The following is a 16108-nucleotide window of genomic DNA, read 5'->3' as shown; positions in this document are numbered from 1 at the left end:
GCCGGGGTTCTATATTCTGGAGATCGATTAATTAACAAGAATATATTCTTTTGAGTTTTAAGCGCCGCCGACCACAATCGGTTTCACTTTTTCAGTAACGAGGGCGCAGACATGACTTCCCGGACAAAACTCAAGACTTTCCTGGCCGTGCTGGCCCTGGTCGCTGGCGGCGTCGCGTCGGCACAGACGTCCACGCTGCTGAACGCTTCTTATGACGTGGCCCGCGAGTTCTACAAGGACTACAACCCCGCCTTCGCCGCCCACTACAAGAAGACCACCGGCAAGGACGTGAAGATCGACCAGGCCCATGGCGGCTCCAGCGCCCAGGCCCGCGCAGTGAACGACGGCCTCGACGCCGACGTGGTCACGATGAACACCACGACCGACATCGACTTCCTCGCCACCAACGGCGTGGTCGCCAAGGACTGGGCCAAGCGCTTTCCCAACGATGCATCGCCCACCACCTCGACCATGCTGTTCCTCGTGCGCAAGGGCAACCCCAAGAACATCAAGGACTGGGACGATCTCGCCAAGCCCGGCGTGCAGGTCGTCGTGGTGAACCCCAAGACCGGCGGCAACGGCCGCTACGCCTACCTGGCGGCCTGGGGCAGCGTGCGCGAGAAGGGAGGCACCGACGCCCAGGCCGCTGAGTTCGTGGGCCAGGTGTTCAAGAACGTCCCCGTGCTGGGCAAGGGCGGGCGCGATGCCACCAGCATCTTCCTGCAGCGCAACACGGGCGATGTGCTGATCACGTTCGAATCCGAGGTGCTGTCCATCGAGCGCGAATTCGGCAAGGGCAAGGTCGATGCGGTGTACCCCTCCAGCAGCGTGCTGGCCGAAAACCCCGTCGCGGTGGTCGAGCGCACCGTCGCCAAGAAAGGCACGGGCGAACTGGCCAAGGCCTATCTGGACTACCTCTACTCCGATGAGGCGCAGGAGATCGCGGCCCGCCACGCGCTGCGTCCGCGTTCCGAAGCGGTGCTGAAAAAGCACGCCGACCTGTTCAAGCCCGTCAAGCTGTTCACCGTGGCCAAGTATTTCGGCTCCCTCGGCGAGGCACAGAAGGTGCACTTCAACGACGGCGGCCAGTTCGACAAGCTCTACACCCCCGGCGCCAAGTAAGACATGAACGCTGCGACCTCTGCCTTGCCCGGCGCCGCCGTGGCGTCCACGGGCGGGGCCCGGCGCAGCCCGAAGCGGGTTCTGCCCGGCTTCGGCCTGACGCTGGGCTACACCATCTTCTACCTGAGCATCATCGTGCTCATCCCGCTGTCGGCGCTGGTCTTCAAGACCTTCACGCTGACCTGGGACCAGTTCTGGACCGCCATCAGCGCGCCGCGCGTGCTGGCGTCCTACCGGCTCACCTTCGGCGCGTCGTTCATCGCGGCGGTGGTCAACCTCGTGTTCGGCCTGCTGATCGCCTGGGTGCTGGTGCGCTACCGCTTTCCGGGCAAGAAGATCGTCGATGCCCTGGTGGACCTGCCGTTCGCGTTGCCCACGGCGGTGGCGGGCATTTCGCTCACCGCCTTGCTGGCCGGCAACGGCTGGGTCGGACGGTACCTGGAGCCGTTGGGCATCCAGTTGGCGTTCAAGCCCGCCGGCGTGGTGATCGCGCTAATCTTCATCGGGCTGCCCTTCGTGGTGCGCACGGTGCAGCCGGTGCTGGAAGACGCCGAGAAGGAGCTGGAAGAAGCCGCCACCAGCCTGGGCGCCACGCGCTGGCAAATTTTCACGCGCGTCATCCTGCCTGCGATCACTCCGGCGCTGCTCACGGGCTTTGCCATGGCGTTCGCGCGGGCGGTGGGTGAATACGGCTCGGTCATCTTCATCGCGGGCAACATGCCCATGATCTCCGAGATCACGCCCCTCATCATCATCGGCAAGCTGGAGCAGTACGACTACGCGGGCGCCACGGCGGTCGCGGTGGTGATGCTGGTGATCTCCTTCGCGCTGCTGCTCGTCATCAACGCATTGCAGGCCTGGCAGCGTCGCCACGCAGGAGCCCCGGCATGACTTCCACCGCTTCCAACTCCGGCGGGCGCAACGTGGTGCGCCGCGCCCAGGCCGGCACGACCGAGGCCCCCTGGGTGCGCTGGACGCTGATCGGCATCGCGCTCGCGTTCCTGCTGCTGTTCCTCGTGCTGCCGCTGGCCGCCGTGTTCACCGAGGCGCTGCGCAAGGGCTTCGGTGCCTACGTGGCGGCGCTCAAGGAGCCCGATGCATGGGCCGCCATCCGGCTGACCCTCATCACCGCGGCCATCGCGGTGCCGTTGAACCTGGTGTTCGGCGTGGCGGCGGCCTGGGCCATCGCCAAGTACGAGTTCCGGGGCAAGGCGTTCCTGACCACGCTGGTGGACCTGCCGTTTTCCGTCTCGCCCGTGGTGGCCGGCCTGGTGTACGTGCTGATGTTCGGCGCCAACGGCTGGTTCGGCCCCTGGCTGGCGGCGCACGACGTCAAGATCATCTTCGCCGTGCCGGGCATCGTGCTGGCGACGATCTTCGTGACCTTCCCGTTCATCGCGCGCGAGTTGATTCCGCTCATGCAGGCCCAGGGAAGCGACGAGGAGCAGGCGGCCATCGTGCTGGGCGCGAGCGGCTGGCAGACCTTCTGGTACGTGACGCTGCCCAACATCAAGTGGGGCCTGCTGTACGGCGTGATCCTGTGCAATGCGCGCGCCATGGGCGAGTTCGGCGCGGTGTCGGTCGTCTCGGGCCACATCCGCGGGCAGACCAACACCATTCCGCTGCACGTGGAGATCCTCTACAACGAATACCAGTCTGTGGCGGCGTTCGCTGCGGCCTCGCTGCTGGCCCTGCTGGCACTGGTCACGCTGGTCATCAAGTCCATTGCCGAATGGCGCAACGAGCAGGAGCGCAAGGCCGCGGCCGCGCTGCCGCCCGAGCGCCCCGCACCCGCCGCCGTGGGCGCGCGCTGAACGAAAGCACACCATGAGCATTGAAATCCGCAACATCAGCAAGCAGTTCGGCAGCTTCCAGGCACTGCGCGACGTGAGCCTGGACATCCAGTCCGGCGAACTCATCGCGCTGCTCGGTCCCTCGGGCTGCGGCAAGACCACGCTGCTGCGCATCATCGCGGGGCTGGAGACGCCCGACGTGGGCACCATCCACTTCTCGGGCGAGGACACCACCGACGTGCACGTGCGCGACCGTGGCGTGGGCTTCGTCTTCCAGCACTACGCGCTGTTCCGGCACATGACGGTGTTCGAGAACGTCGCCTTCGGCCTGCGCGTGAAGCCGCGCGGCGAGCGCCCGAGCGATGCGCAGATCAAGCAGAAGGTGACCGACCTGCTCAAGCTCGTGCAGCTCGACTGGCTGGCCGACCGCTATCCGTCGCAACTGTCCGGCGGCCAGCGCCAGCGCATCGCCCTTGCGCGCGCCCTGGCGGTGGAGCCCAAGGTGCTGCTGCTGGACGAGCCCTTCGGCGCGCTCGATGCCAAGGTGCGCAAAGAGCTGCGCCGGTGGCTGCGCCGCCTGCACGACGAACTGCACGTGACCAGCATCTTCGTGACCCACGACCAGGAGGAAGCCCTGGAAGTGGCCGACCGCGTGGTGGTCATCAACCAGGGCCGGATCGAGCAGAGCGGCTCGCCCCAGGAGGTGTGGGACCAGCCGGCCAGCCCGTTCGTCTATGGATTCCTGGGCGACGTGAACCTGTTTCGCGGCCGCGCCCACGAAGGGCTGGTGCACGTGGAGGGCATGGCCATCGATTCGCCCGAGCATGCGGGCGCCCAGAACGCCAGCGCCTTTGCCTATGTGCGTCCGCACGACCTGGACGTGCAGCGCTACTCGCCCGGCGAGGGTGTGGACGCCGACGGGCGCCCGCGCGGCATCGTCGCACAGCTCAGCCGTGCCATCGTCGTGGGGCCGATCGCGCGGCTGGAACTTATTCCCGATGCCGACCACAAACCAGCGGACAATGCGAGCCCCGACTCGGTGATCGAAGCGCAGATTCCTGCGCAGCAGTACCGGGAGATGGGTTTCAGGGAGGGTGAAACGCTGGTGGTCACACCGCGCCGCGCCCGCGTTTTTCTGGACCACGCCGCCGGTATCTGATGCAGCCTTCGAGGGCTGCCGACCGCGGCCTTCAAGGACAAGAACAATGGTGTTGAACTGGTTGGATGCCGCGCCCCGCCGCGTGCTGGGCCTCATCGCGGCGGCCTGCGTGGCCATGCTGGCTTTTGGCATGTACCTGCAGCATGTCGTGGGGCTCGAGCCCTGCCCGATGTGCATCGTGCAGCGCTATGCGCTCATCGGGGTCGCCGTGTTTGCGGCCCTGGCCAGCGCCCGGGGCACCCGGGGCTGGTGGATGTCGTGGGCCGTCCTGGCGCTGCTGTCGTCGGGATTCGGCGCCTTCGTGGCGGCGCGGCAAAGCTGGCTGCAGTGGTACCCGCCCGAGATCGCCACCTGCGGTCGCGACTTCTACGGAATGATCGAGCACTTCCCCATCGGCCGCGCGATCCCCATGATCTTCCGCGGTTCGGGCGACTGCGCTGCGGTGGACTGGACCTTCCTCGGAGGCTCCATCGCCAACTGGTCGTTCATCTGCTTCGTGCTCATGGCCGTCGTGCTGCTGGTGCTGCTGGCCCGTGGTGGGCGAGGGGGCGCCAACCGCTGCCCGCTGGCTGCGGCTTGAAACCGGCCTGAACCCCGTTGAATGAAAAAGGCGCCTTGAACAGGCGCCTTTTTCTTGGGCGTTGCAAATCCGTCAGATCGGTGCCGGCGCTGCCATGGACTCCTGGGCGGGAAACACCGGGCCCCGGGTTCCGGGCACCCAGGGCGCCATCTTGTCCATCACCTGCGTGAACGCCGTGCTGGCCTCCCATGCTGCCAGCCAATTTCGCACATGGGGCCAGGGGCCCGCCTGCCAGTCCGTGGCGTCGATGCCTGCGAACTGGCGCACGAACGGCATGATGGCCACGTCGGCCAGCGTGGGCCGCGGGCCGCACAGGAAGGCGTGTTGCGCCAGCCGCTCGTCCCACTGGGTCAGGAACGCGGTGGCGGTGGCCTGGGGCGTTGGCGCGTCCTCCACGCCGTCCTCCGTGCCGGTCTGCTGCGGATAGCGGTTCGGGTACTTGCAGCGGTCCAGGGCCTGTTTGAAGGTGCCGTCGCAGGCCGCGATGAGCGCATCGGCGTCCCGGGCCGTTGCGGCATCTTCGGCCATCCAGCCCTGTGGATCGTGGCGAGCGAGCGCCCAGCGCATGATCTCCAGGCTTTGTTCCAGCACCTGGCCATCGGGCAGCACCAGCACGGGCACCGTGGCTTTGGGCGATGCGTCCCGCAGGGCTTGCGGCTTGTCGCGCAGCACCACCTCGCGCAATTCACAGGCCTGCCCGCTGGCCGCGATCGCCATGCGGGCGCGCATGGCGTAGGGGCAGCGGCGAAAGGAATACAGCACGGGCAGGCCGCTGGGCGCGTCCGATGGTTGACGATCGGACTGCGCCACACCGGAGGCGCCCAGGCGCGCGCCGATGTGTTCCTGCCCGCGCTGCCGCGCGAGCTCCATCTGTTGCTCGCGCTCGGCCAGGGCGCGCTCCTGCTCGGGCGTGCGCGTGCCATGGCAATAGGGACAGCTCACGCCGGGGCGGTACTGGGGCGATGCGAGTTCGGCCTCGCCCAGCGGCATGCGGCAGGAACGGCACAACTGGTGCCGGCCCGTGGACAGGCCGTGGCCCACCGACACGCGTTCGTCGAACACGAAACAATCGCCGTGCCAGCGGCTGTCTTCGGCGGGCACGTCTTCCAGGTACTGCAGGATGCCGCCGTCCAGGTGGAACACCTCGTCGAAGCCCTGCGACTTGAGCAGGGCGGTGGATTTTTCGCACCGGATGCCGCCCGTGCAGAACATGGCCACCTTGGGCCGGTGTGCCAGCACGCCACCCGGCGCGCGCTGCTGCTCCACCCAGGCCGGAAACTCCGTGAAGCTGCGCGTGCGCGGGTTGATGGCCCGGGCGAAGCTGCCGATGCCCACTTCATAGTCGTTGCGCACGTCGATCACCACCACCTCGGGGTCGTCGATCAGGGCGTTCCATTGCGCCGGCGGCACGTGCGTGCCGGCATTGCGTGCCGGGTCCAGTCCGGTCACGCCCAGGGTGACGATCTCGCGCTTGAGCCGCACCCGCATGCGGTAGAACGGCATGCGGTCGCCCAGCGCCTCCTTGTGGCGCAGGCCGGCCAGCCGCTCATCGGCACGAAGCCAGGCCAGCACGGCCCGCACGCCTGCGGGCTCCCCTGCGATCGTGCCGTTGATCCCCTCGGGCGCCAGCAGCAGCAGGCCCCGCACGCCATGGGCCTCGCACACGGATTGCAGTGGTGGCTGCAGTGCGGCGCAGTCGGGCAGATCGACGAAATGGTAGAGGGCGGCGGTGAGGATCTCGGGCATGGGGTGGCGATGATAGCGGGGCATCTGGAACGGCCGGGGCGCGGGCGGCCGATCAGGCCGGGTTGCTCGATGGACTGCCGCAGCCGGCCAGCAGCCAGCCGCGAAAGGCCTGCAGCGCAGCGCTGGGCGGGCGGGATTTCAAGCGCGTGAGCCAGTAGGCACCCAATGCGATGTGCGTGCCGAAGGGCTGCACGAGCCGCCCCTGTTGCAACTCCCTTTGAAAAAGCCGCACCGGCAGCAGCGCCACGCCCGCGCCCTGCGCGGCGGCCTCGGCCAAGGCCAGGGAGGAGTCGAACACCGTGCCCCGCACGAGCGGGCAGGGCACACCGGCTGCGCTGAACCAGGCGGCCCACTCGTCCGCGCGGTACGAACGCAGCAGCGATTCGTGCGCCAGGTCGACCGGCGCCCGCAGCCGGGGGGCGATGGAGGGCGCGCACATGGCGGACAGCGGCGCTTCCAGCAGGCGGTCGGCCTCGGTGCCATGCCAGGCGCCGTCCCCGAACCGGATGGCGCAGTCCAGTCCCTCGCCCGCGATGTCCACCCGGTTGTTGTGCGTGAGCAGGCGCAGGTCCACGAAGGGGCACGCCTGCTGGAACTCGCGCAGCCGCGGCAGCAGCCACCCCACGGCGAAGGTGCCCACGGCGCCGACGGTGAGCACTTCGCGGGGGCGGGTGTCGCTGAACTGCTCCAGGGCACCGGCAATGCGGCCGAACGCATCGGCCAGCACCGGCAGCAGGGCCAGGCCCTCATCCGTCAATGCCAGTCCGCGCGGCAGGCGCCGGAACAGCGGTTTGCCCAGGCGCTCTTCGAGGTTGCGGATGTGCTGGCTCACCGCGGTCTGGGTCACGCACAGTTCCTGGGCCGCACGGGTGAGATTGAGGTGGCGCGCCGAGACCTCGAAGGCGCGCAGGGCATTGAGGGGCAAGTGCATGGCGTCGGAATCAGGCGGGCAAGTAGCAAGCAGTTTTTCTTGGGGCTCTTCCCGATTATTGTCGATGGTGCTCTGGCCGACATGTCTCTATCGTTCGGGTCTTCTTGCTTTCAACGACAGGTTCATTCCATGCAAAGACGCCAGTTTTCCTTTGATCTCTTCGCCGCCGTGGCTGCCGCTTCGACGGCCGCCTTGTGGGCCGGCCCGGCCCATGCTGCCGCGCCAGCGGGCCAGCGCAACGCGCGGGAGGTGGCCTGGCAGGCCGCCATGCGGCAGCTTGAATCGGCACTGGACGGCCACCCCAAGGCGCGGCTCGGGGTCGCCATGCTCGACACGGGCTCCGGGCTGTCGCTGGGCTGGCGCCAGGACGAGCGCTTTCCCATGGCCAGCACGTTCAAGCTGCTGCTGGCCGCGTGGATGCTGGAGCGGGTCGACCGGGGCCAGGAGGCGTTGGACCGCCGGGTGCATTTCGACGCGTCGGCGCTCGTCGCCTATTCGCCGGTGACGGAAAAGCGGGTGGGCGACGTCGGCATCACGGTCGGCGAGCTGTGCGAAGGCACCGTCACGCTGAGCGACAACACCGCGGCCAACCTGCTGCTGTCGCGCCATGGCGGCCCGCAGGGCTTCACCGCCTTCGCGCGGAGCCTGGGCGACACGGTGACGCGGCTGGACCGCACCGAGCCCACGCTGAACGAGGCCATTGCGGGCGATCCGCGCGACACCACCACGCCGCAGGCCATGCTGCAGTCGCTGCGCAAGGTGGCCTTGGGCGATGCGCTGAGCCCGGCCTCGCGTGCCCAGCTGGTCGAATGGATCGTGGCCACGAAGACGGGCGACAAGCGGCTGCGTGCCGGCGTGCCGGGCTGGCGGGTGGGCGACAAGACGGGCACGGGCAACCAGGGTTCGTCCAACGACATCGGCGTGCTGTGGCCGCCCGGCGGCGGTGCGCCCATCGTGGTCACCTGCTACATCACCCAGACCACCGCCACGTCGGAAAAGCGCGATGCCACCATCGCCGAGGTGGCGCGCCAGGTGGCCCGGGCGGTCGCCGCCTGAGCGGTGTGGCCGCGGGCCGGGCCGCCGCCTACAGTTTCTTGACCAGCACCTGGCTGCGGCGGTCCCAGTTGTACTTGCGCTTGCGGGCTTCGGGCAGCCACTCGGGGTCCACGGGCTGGAAGCCGCGCTTGATGAACCAGTGCATCGTGCGCGTGGTGAGCACGAACAGGCTGGTCAGGCCCATGCCCCGCGCCCGCTGCTCAATGCGTTTGAGCAGCTTTTCGCCATCGCCCGTGCCCTGGCTGTGCGGCGACACGGTCACGGCCGCCATCTCGGCCGTGCTGCCCTCCGGATAGGGGTAGAGCGCCGCGCAGCCGAAGATCACGCCGTCGTGTTCGATGATGGTGTAGTTGGCGATGTCGCGTTCGATCTCGGTGCGGTCGCGCTTGACGAGCGTGCCGTCCTTCTCGAACGGCTCGATCAGCTGCAGGATGCCGCCCACGTCGTCCGGCGTGGCTTCGCGCAGTTCTTCCAGCTTCTCATCGACCACCATGGTGCCGATGCCGTCGTGCACGTAGATCTCCAGCAGCAGCGCACCGTCCACCGCGAAAGGAATGATGTGGCTGCGCTCCACGCCGTTCTGGCAGGCCTTCACGCAGTGCTGCAGATAGAACGCGGTGTCGGTCGGCCGCTGGCTGGGCGGCACGCGTGCCAGCATCTGCCGGGCCTGGGCCAGCGGCAGTTCCGTGTCGATGGGGTTGTCGTCGCTCTCGGGCTCGTCGGGGTTCATGCGGATGCCGGGCACCTCGCACACGAAGACCAGCTTGTCGGCCTTGAGTGCGATCGCCACCGAGGTCGCGACCTCTTCCATCGTCAGGTTGAAGGCCTCGCCGGTGGGCGAGAAGCCGAAGGGCGACAGCAGCACCAGCGCGTCCATGTCGAGCGAGCGCCGGATGCCCGCCACATCCACCTTGCGCACCAGGCCCGAATGCTGGAAATCCACCCCGTCCACGATGCCCACGGGCCGCGCCGTCAGAAAGTTGCCGGAGATCACGCGCACCGTGGAGCCCGCCATCGGCGTGTTGGGCAGGCCCTGGCTGAAGGCGGCCTCGATCTCGTAGCGCAACTGGCCCGCGGCCTCCTGCGCGCAGTCGAGCGCGACCGAATCGGTGACGCGGATGCCGTGCGAATACTTTTCTGCATGCCCCTTGGCCGCGAGCTGCTCGTTCACCTGCGGGCGAAAGCCGTGCACGAGCACGATCTTCACGCCCATCGCCTGGATCATGGCCAGGTCCTGCGCGATGGCCTGGAGCTTGCCGGCCGCGATGGCCTCGCCCGTGAGCCCGATCACGAAAGTCTGGTGGCGGAACTTGTGGATGTACGGCGCAACCGAGCGGAACCAGGGGACGAAGGTGAAGTTGAAGACGGCGGACATGGCGAAAGGGTGAAGAGAGCGGGGACCGCACCCTGCGGGGCGGCGCAGGGTGCGTGGTGAGGGCGGGGCGTTTTCCGCTGCGGCCGAATTATCGTCGCCATCGCTGCGGACGGAACGGCGCCAGGTCGATCTCGGGAGGCTGCCCGTCCATGCACTGCGCCACCACCCGTCCCGTGCGGGCCGAAGCACCCAGGCCCACATGGCCGTGGCCGTAGGCATGGATGACGTCCGCGCAGGCGCTGGCGGGGCCGATGCAGGGCAGTCCGTCGCTGGTGCTCGGACGCCGGCCCATCCAGAAGCGGGCGCCGTCCTCCAGCGCGGCGCGGGGCAGCGAAGGGTACAGATCGAATACGTGTCCCAGCAGGATGCGGGCGCGGCGCCAATCGGGTGCGGCGTGCAGGCCGGCGATCTCCACCTGGCCCGCCACCCGCAGGCCGTGCTCCATCTGGTGCACGATGAGCTTGCGGTCCATCACCATCGTGGAGGTGCGGGGGCCGGCGGGCGCGCGCTCCCCGGCGCGGGCCTGCACGTCCAGCATCGCGTGGTACCCGCGTTCGGTGTCCAGCCACACGCGGTCGCCGGCGGCTAGCGCCAGCGGCCGCGAATAGGCGCCCGCCGCGATGACCGCGCCCTGGCAGGGCAGGTCGCCCTGGTCGGTCCGCACGGCGTGCAGGCGGCCTGCCTCGATGTGCAGCCCGGTGGCCTGGCCCGTGACCCAGCGCGCGCCGAGGGATTGCGCATGGGCCACCAGGGCAGCGAGGTAGGCGCCGGGGTTGGCGCAGTGGCCGGCTTCGGCCACGCGCACGCCGAAGCCGTAAGCAGGGGCCAGGTCGGGCTCCTGTACGCGCAGGCTGGCGCCTTCCACCGTCTCGAACGCGATGCCTTCCTCGCCGCGAAGCCGCCAGCCCAGCGCATCTGCCTCGAAGTCCGCCCGCGAGCGGTAGGCGTGCAGCAGGCCGCGCTGGGCCACCAGGTGCGGGACGCCGGCTTCGCCGGACAGCCGGGCATGCAGCGCTGGCGCATCGCGCAGCAACTGGCGCAGGGCATGCGCGGTGCGGGCCACGTGCGCGGGCGTGCGGCCCGAGCGCAAGAAGCGCCACAGCCACGGCAGGGCGCGGGGCAGGTAGCCCCAGCGCACGGTGAGCGGGCCCTGCGGGTCCAGCAGGTAGCCAGGCACCTGCTTCCACATGCCGGGCCCTGCGGGCGGAAGAATGGAATGGGAAGACAGCCAGCCCGCATTGCCGTAGCTGGTGGCTTCTTCGCCGGCGGGGGCATGGGGGTTGAGCAGCGTGACCTGGCGGCCGGAGCGCAGCATCTCGATCGCGCACACCGTGCCCACGATGCCGGCCCCGATCACCACGACGTGCCGGCGCCGGTCGGCAGGCCCGGCCGCCCTGGCCTGGGTGGCGTGTTCGGCAAGGGCGGGAGTGGCGGAGGCTGTGGCGGGCATGTGTGCGGCTGCGCAGGGCAGCGAGGAGAAGAGGGGGTGTGGGCCGGACCCGGTCGTGTCATTTTTCCACGAAAGGGTCCGGTCCACGGTGCCCTGCCGGCCTGGTGCCCGGTGAGCACCGGCGGATCAGCCGTCCGCGCCGCGGCGCACGGCAAGCTGCAGCGCCATGCGGTCGGCGCGGCGCTGCGCGCCCTGGCTGCGGATGTGCTTGCCTGCCGCGGCGCTGGTGCCGCGTGCCGCCAGCGCGCGGGCCACCGGGTTGCGCGGCGGTGCGCTGGCTTCGAGGTGCAGCACCATCGGCTGCTTCATGCGGCGCAAGGCCTTGACCCGGCCTTGCTGGAAGGCGCGGGAACGTTTCTGAGCACTCATGTGCGATTCCTGAAAAGCAAAAAGCCCCGGCTGAGCAAGCCAGGGCTTTCGTGCGGCGCACCCCCATTCGAATGGGGCGGGGGAGCGCAGCAGCCTTGGCTGAACAGTGTGTGAGCGACACGGTTCAGCCGGGGCGAGGAACCGTGTTCAGTGGAGGGTGTTGAACAAATGAGGCATGGAAAGACAGCTCCTGAAAGGTGCGCAGCAAGGGTGCTCGTTGCAGCGCTGGTGAAGCGAAGGCGCGATTATCGAAGCGGCTTCGCGGGCGTGGCAAGGCCTGCCGTGGCCCCTGGCGGCCCTTGTTGTGCAGGGCCAACGGCGGGCTCGGATAATGCAGCCCTTCATGACCGAATCCGCGCCTTCCTCTTCTTCCCCTTCTTCCTCCACCGCCGGGGCGCCCAGCGCGCCGTTGCGCATCACCTTCCCGCCGTCGCTGCCCGTCTCGGCGCGGCGCGACGAAATCATGGCGGCGATGCGGGAGCACCAGGTCATCATCGTGTGCGGGGAGACCGGCTCGGGCAAGACCACGCAACTGCCCAAGATCGCGCTGGCTCTGGGGCGCGGCAAATGCAACGCCGCGCCGGGACAGAAAGGCCAGCTCATCGGCCACACGCAGCCGCGCCGCATCGCTGCCAGCAGCGTGGCCAAGCGCATCGCCGAAGAGCTGCAGACCCCGCTGGGCGACGTGGTGGGCTACAAGGTGCGGTTCCAGGACCGGCTGTCGCGCGACGCCTCGGTCAAGCTCATGACGGACGGCATCCTGCTGGCGGAGACCCAGACCGACCCGCTGCTCAAGGCCTACGACACGCTCATCATCGACGAAGCGCACGAGCGCAGCCTGAACATCGACTTCCTGCTGGGCTACCTGCGGCAGATCCTGCCGCGCCGGCCCGACCTGAAAGTGGTCGTCACCTCGGCCACCATCGATGCCGACCGCTTTGCCAAACACTTCGCGCTGCCGCGGCGGCTGACCGGCCGCTCCAGGTCCGGCGAGGGGCCGCAGAGCGATGCGGCGCAGGCAGCCGGGCCGCAGGGCGCGGAGCTGATTCTGGCGCCCATCATCTACGTGTCGGGCCGGACCTTTCCGGTCGAGCAGCGCTGGCGCCCGTTCGAAGAGTCGCGCGACTACGGCCTGAACGAAGCCATCGCCGACGGCGTGGACGAGTTGTGGGCCGGCAACGCGGGCGGCGACATCCTCGTCTTCCTGCCCGGCGAGCGTGAGATCCGCGAGGCCGCCGACCACCTGCGCAAGCACCTGGCGCACCAGCCGGTGATGCGCAATGCCGAGGTGCTGCCCCTGTTCGCGCGGCTGTCGCAGGCCGAGCAGGACCGCATCTTCGACGGGCACACGGGCCGGCGCATCGTGCTGGCCACCAACGTGGCCGAGACCTCGCTCACCGTGCCCGGCGTTCGCTACGTGATCGATGCCGGCACCGCGCGCGTCAAGCGCTACAGCTTCCGCAGCAAGGTGGAACAGCTGATGGTCGAGCCCGTCAGCCAGGCCGCCGCCAACCAGCGTGCGGGCCGTTGCGGCCGCGTGGCCAACGGCATCTGCATCCGGCTCTACGACGAGGCCGACTTCAACGGCCGGCCCCGGTTCACCGACCCAGAAATTTTGCGGTCCTCGCTGGCCGGCGTCATCCTGCGCATGAAGTCGCTGCACCTGGGCGACGTGACGCAGTTCCCTTTCATCGAGGCGCCTTCGGGCCGCGCGATCGCCGACGGCTACCAGTTGCTGGGCGAACTGGGCGCGGTGGACGAATCCAACGAACTCACGCCGATGGGCCAGGAGCTGTCGCGCCTGCCGCTCGACCCGCGCGTGGGCCGCATGATCCTGGAGGCGAGGGAGCGCCAGGCGCTGGACGAGGTGCTCATCATCGCCAGCGCCCTGAGCGTGCAGGACGTGCGCGACCGCCCCATGGATGCGCAGCAGCAGGCCGACCAGGCCCACGCCAAGTTCGACGACGAAAAGAGCGAGTTCAGCGGCTACCTCAAGCTGTGGAAATGGATCAACGAAGCGCGGGGTGGCGCGACCACCCTGCCGTCGGCGCGCATGCAGAAGCAAGCCGCACGCAAGGGCGCACCCTCGCAGGCCGTGCTGCCCGTGGCACAGCGCATGGCCGCGGCGGCCGTGATGCCGCCAGCGGCCACCGAGGCCGCAGCGGCTGCGCCCACCCACAAGCTCAGCAACCGCCAGTACGAATCGCTGCTGCGCCAGAACTTCATCAGCGTGCGCCGTCTGCGCGAGTGGCGCGACATCCACACGCAATTGCTGACCGTGGTGACCGAACACCGCTGGCGCATCAACGACCGCCCTGCCAGCTACGAGCAGATCCACCTGTCCATGCTGGCCGGGTTGCTGGGCAACATCGGCGTCAAGAGCGACGAGGACGACTGGTACCTGGGCGCACGCGGCATCAAGTTCTACAAGCACCCGGGCGCGCACCTGTCCAAGAAGCCCGGGCGCTGGATCGTCGCGGCCGAGCTGGTGGAGACCACGCGCCTCTTCGGCCGGGGCATCGCGGCCATCGAGCCGCAGTGGATCGAGCAACTGGGCGGGCACCTGCTCAAGAAGCAGCTGCTCGACCCGCATTGGGAAAAGAAGGCGGCCGAGGTCAACGCGCTGGAGCGCGCCACGCTGTACGGCATCGTCATCTACAACAACCGGCGGGTGAACTTCGGCAAGGTGGACCCTTATGCGGCGCGCGACATCTTCATCCGCGAGGCGCTGATCGGCGGGCAGTGGGAAACCCGTCTGCCTTTTCTGGCCGCCAACCACAAGCTCATCGCCAAGGTCGAAGAGCTCGAACACAAGTCGCGCCGACAGGACGTGCTGGTGGACGACGAACTGATCTATGCCTTCTACGACCAGCAGTTGCCGGCCGACGTGTGCAGCGGGCACAGCTTCGAGGCGTGGTACCGCGAGGCGAGCGCGTCGAACCCCGACCTGCTCAAGCTGACGCGCGAAGAACTCATGCGCCACGAGGCCGCGGGCATCACCGGAAATGCCTTCCCGCGCACGGTGCGGCTGGGCGGCGTGGATTGCGCAGCGAGCTACCTGCACGAGCCGGGCGATGCGCGCGACGGCATCACGGTCACCGTGCCGCTGTTCGTGCTCAACCAGGTGAGCGACGAGCGCTGCGAATGGCTGGTGCCCGGCATGCTGCAGCCCAAGATCCAGGCCCTGCTCAAGAGCCTGCCGCAGCGCCCCCGCAGCCGGTTCGTGCCGCTGCCCGACAGCGCTGCCCGGCTGGCCGGGCTGCTCGGCACGCCCGAACGCTTCGGCCACGGCAGCCTGGTCGAGGTGCTGCTCAAGCAGGTGCGCGATGAGACCTCGCTCGACGTCAAGCGGGCCGATTTCAAGCTTGACATGCTGAGCCCGCACCTGTTCATGAACTTCCGCGTGGTGGACGAACACGGGCGCCAGCTCGGTCATGGGCGCAACCTGGGTGCCCTCAAGGCCGAATGGGGTGCGAAGGCGCGCGGCGCCTTCCAGGCCCTGGCAGGGCTCAAGCTGGGCGGTGATGCCAAGGGTTTTGAAGAAAAACAGGCTCCAGCGCAAGAAGTACTAGGGCATTCTGCTATCAAAAATGAAGCACCTCCCGCTGCAGCGGGGGGCCGCGGCCCTGCGGCGGTGACGGCGCCGGCCGCTGCGGCCCGGCAGGCGCCCGCCGGCCAGCGCCACACCGCATGGACCTTTGGCGAGCTGCCCGAGCTGATGGAGATCCGCAAGGGCGGCCAGACGCTGATCGGCTTTCCCGCGCTCATCGACGGTGGCGATGCCGTCACCATCGAGGTGTTCGACGAGCCCGAACTGGCCGCCGCCCGGCACCGTGCTGGCCTGCGCCGCCTGTTCGCGCTGCAGATCAAGGACGCGCTCAAGTACCTGGAAAAGAACATTCCCGACCTGCAGAAGATGGCCGTGGCCTACATGCCGCTGGGCACGCAGGAAGAACTGCGCAGCCAGATCATCGACGTGGCGCTGGACCGGGCCTTCCTGCTCGACCCGTTGCCCACCGATGAGGCCGCGTTCAAGCGCCGGGTGGACGAGGGACGCGGCCGGCTCACCCTGATCGCCAACGAGGTCGCGCGGCTCGCCGGCACGATCTTGCTGGAGTACGCCGCCGCGGCGCGCAAGATCAAGGACACCAAGAACGCACCCGAAGCCGTGCAGGACGCGCAGCAGCAGTTGCAGCGCCTCATGCCCAAGGCGTTCCTGGCCGCGGCACCGTGGGCGCAACTGGCGCACTTTGCCCGCTACCTCAAGGCGATCACGCTGCGGCTGGACAAATACCGCGCCGATCCGGCGCGCGACGCCACCAAGCTGGCCGAACTGCGCCCGCAGGAGCAGCGCTACTGGCGCCTGGTAGCCGAACGCAAGGGCGCGGTGGATGCGCGCATGCAGGAACTGCGTTGGCTGCTGGAAGAATTGCGGGTGAGCTTTTTCGCCCAGGAGCTGCGAACCCCGCAGCCGGTGAGCGTGAAGCGGTTGGACAAGCTCTGGGCGCAACTCAACAGTTGAGGGCG

The 16108-nt window shown here is 68.6% G+C and carries 12 protein-coding genes; 7 read left to right on the top strand and 5 right to left on the bottom strand.

Going from position 1 to position 16108, the window contains the following annotated elements; all coding sequences use genetic code 11:
* The first annotated feature begins 111 nt into the window (after nt 1–111).
* From AVME950_RS01530 to AVME950_RS01510, 5 genes are read left to right on the top strand one after another with little or no spacing between them, the layout of a single operon-like run.
* On the top strand, nt 112–1122 hold the full coding sequence (locus AVME950_RS01530) for a sulfate ABC transporter substrate-binding protein (protein ID WP_284428481.1): 1011 nt from the start codon (nt 112–114) through the stop codon (nt 1120–1122).
* Nucleotides 1123–1125: 3 nt separating this feature from the next.
* Complete coding sequence (cysT, locus tag AVME950_RS01525) at nt 1126–2013, top strand: sulfate ABC transporter permease subunit CysT (protein ID WP_284412893.1); 888 nt, start codon at nt 1126–1128, stop codon at nt 2011–2013.
* A complete protein-coding gene (gene cysW, locus AVME950_RS01520; RefSeq protein ID WP_284403923.1) occupies nt 2010–2936 on the top strand; it encodes a sulfate ABC transporter permease subunit CysW in 927 nt (308 codons plus the stop codon). Before cysT ends, cysW begins: the two co-directional genes overlap by 4 nt.
* A 13-nt stretch (nt 2937–2949) precedes the next feature.
* Nucleotides 2950–4074, top strand: coding sequence for a sulfate/molybdate ABC transporter ATP-binding protein (locus tag AVME950_RS01515; RefSeq protein ID WP_272569061.1), 1125 nt, complete (start codon nt 2950–2952; stop codon nt 4072–4074).
* A 46-nt stretch (nt 4075–4120) separates the two neighbouring features.
* A complete protein-coding gene (locus tag AVME950_RS01510) occupies nt 4121–4654 on the top strand; it encodes a disulfide bond formation protein B (RefSeq protein ID WP_284428480.1) in 534 nt (177 codons plus the stop codon).
* Between the two features lie 72 nt (nt 4655–4726).
* Here AVME950_RS01510 and trhO read toward each other — a convergent pair whose 3' ends face one another.
* Nucleotides 4727–6400: an oxygen-dependent tRNA uridine(34) hydroxylase TrhO gene (gene trhO / locus AVME950_RS24270; RefSeq protein WP_349817220.1), complete on the bottom strand. Its 1674-nt coding sequence runs from the start codon at nt 6398–6400 to the stop codon at nt 4727–4729.
* A gap of 52 nt (nt 6401–6452) precedes the next feature.
* Complete coding sequence (locus tag AVME950_RS01495) at nt 6453–7331, bottom strand: LysR family transcriptional regulator (RefSeq protein WP_284428479.1); 879 nt, start codon at nt 7329–7331, stop codon at nt 6453–6455.
* Nucleotides 7332–7460: 129 nt separating this feature from the next.
* Between AVME950_RS01495 and bla the strand changes: the two genes are divergently transcribed.
* Complete coding sequence (gene bla, locus AVME950_RS01490; RefSeq protein ID WP_284428478.1) at nt 7461–8387, top strand: class A beta-lactamase; 927 nt, start codon at nt 7461–7463, stop codon at nt 8385–8387.
* 28 nt (nt 8388–8415) lie between these two features.
* On the opposite strand, the gene argA is transcribed toward bla, so the two are convergent.
* From argA to AVME950_RS01475, 3 genes are all read right to left on the bottom strand, one after another.
* A complete protein-coding gene (argA, locus tag AVME950_RS01485; protein ID WP_284412906.1) occupies nt 8416–9762 on the bottom strand; it encodes an amino-acid N-acetyltransferase in 1347 nt (448 codons plus the stop codon).
* Nucleotides 9763–9850: 88 nt separating this feature from the next.
* Nucleotides 9851–11212, bottom strand: coding sequence for an NAD(P)/FAD-dependent oxidoreductase (locus tag AVME950_RS01480; RefSeq protein ID WP_284428477.1), 1362 nt, complete (start codon nt 11210–11212; stop codon nt 9851–9853).
* 126 nt (nt 11213–11338) lie between these two features.
* Entirely contained in the window at nt 11339–11581 is a 243-nt protein-coding gene (locus AVME950_RS01475) for a hypothetical protein (protein ID WP_284428476.1), read from the bottom strand.
* A gap of 343 nt (nt 11582–11924) precedes the next feature.
* Here AVME950_RS01475 and hrpA point away from each other — a divergent pair, with 343 nt between their 5' ends.
* A complete protein-coding gene (gene hrpA, locus AVME950_RS01470; protein ID WP_284428475.1) occupies nt 11925–16103 on the top strand; it encodes an ATP-dependent RNA helicase HrpA in 4179 nt (1392 codons plus the stop codon).
* Nucleotides 16104–16108 lie beyond the last annotated feature (5 nt).

Source organism: Acidovorax sp. SUPP950 (genome assembly GCF_030158935.1).
In the GTDB taxonomy this organism is placed as follows: domain Bacteria; phylum Pseudomonadota; class Gammaproteobacteria; order Burkholderiales; family Burkholderiaceae_C; genus Paracidovorax.
The sequence above is the reverse complement of the archived record's forward strand: the minus strand, read 5'-3'. Positions and strand labels throughout refer to the sequence as shown.